We start from the raw sequence: 1,261 nt of genomic DNA on the forward strand, positions 1-1,261 counted from the left end.
CTTGTACACACCGCCCGTCACACCACGAGAGTTTGTAACACCCGAAGTCGGTGAGGTAACCTTTTAGGAGCCAGCCGCCGAAGGTGGGACAGATGATTGGGGTGAAGTCGTAACAAGGTAGCCGTATCGGAAGGTGCGGCTGGATCACCTCCTTTCTAAGGATATTATACGGAATATAAGACCTTGGGTCTTATAAACAGAACGTTCCCTGTCTTGTTTAGTTTTGAAGGATCATTCCTTCGAAACGTGTTCTTTGAAAACTAGATAACAGTAGACATCACATTCAATTAGTAATACAAGATATCACATAGTGATTCTTTTTAACGGTTAAGTTAGAAAGGGCGCACGGTGGATGCCTTGGCACCAGGAACCGATGAAGGACGTGGGAGGCCGCGATAGGCCCCGGGGAGCTGTCAACCGAGCTGTGATCCGGGGGTGTCCGAATGGGGAAACCCGGCAGTCGTCATGGGCTGTCACCCGCTGCTGAACACATAGGCAGTGTGGAGGGAACGAGGGGAAGTGAAACATCTCAGTACCCTCAGGAAGAGAAAACAACCGTGATTCCGGGAGTAGTGGCGAGCGAAACTGGATGAGGCCAAACCGTATGCGTGTGATACCCGGCAGGGGTTGCGCATGCGGGGTTGTGGGATCTCTCTTTCATAGTCTGCCGGCTGTGAGACGAGTCAGAAACCGTTGATGTAGGCGAAGGACATGCGAAAGGTCCGGCGTAGAGGGTAAGACCCCCGTAGCTGAAACATCAGCGGCTCGTTTGAGAGACACCCAAGTAGCACGGGGCCCGAGAAATCCCGTGTGAATCTGGCGGGACCACCCGCTAAGCCTAAATATTCCCTGGTGACCGATAGCGGATAGTACCGTGAGGGAATGGTGAAAAGTACCGCGGGAGCGGAGTGAAATAGTACCTGAAACCGTGTGCCTACAAGCCGTGGGAGCGTCGCTGTATGTGCTTGCACATGCAGTCGTGACTGCGTGCCTTTTGAAGAATGAGCCTGCGAGTTAGCGGTGTGTAGCGAGGTTAACCCGTGTGGGGAAGCCGTAGCGAAAGCGAGTCCGAACAGGGCGTTTGAGTTGCACGCTCTAGACCCGAAGCGGAGTGATCTAGCCATGGGCAGGTTGAAGCGGAGGTAAGACTTCGTGGAGGACCGAACCCACCAGGGTTGAAAACCTGGGGGATGACCTGTGGTTAGGGGTGAAAGGCCAATCAAACTCCGTGATAGCTGGTTCTCCCCGAAATGCATTTAGG

The 1,261-nt window shown here is 53.5% G+C and carries 2 rRNA genes; both read left to right on the forward strand.

What is annotated here, in order from left to right:
* Positions 1–155 (forward strand): 16S ribosomal RNA (locus tag ACFXHA_RS45640); the annotation flags it as partial.
* 170 nt (positions 156–325) lie between these two features.
* Positions 326–1,261 (forward strand): 23S ribosomal RNA (locus ACFXHA_RS45645); the annotation flags it as partial.

It is taken from the genome of Nocardia sp. NPDC059240 (assembly GCF_042753865.1).
In the GTDB taxonomy this organism is placed as follows: domain Bacteria; phylum Actinomycetota; class Actinomycetes; order Mycobacteriales; family Mycobacteriaceae; genus Nocardia.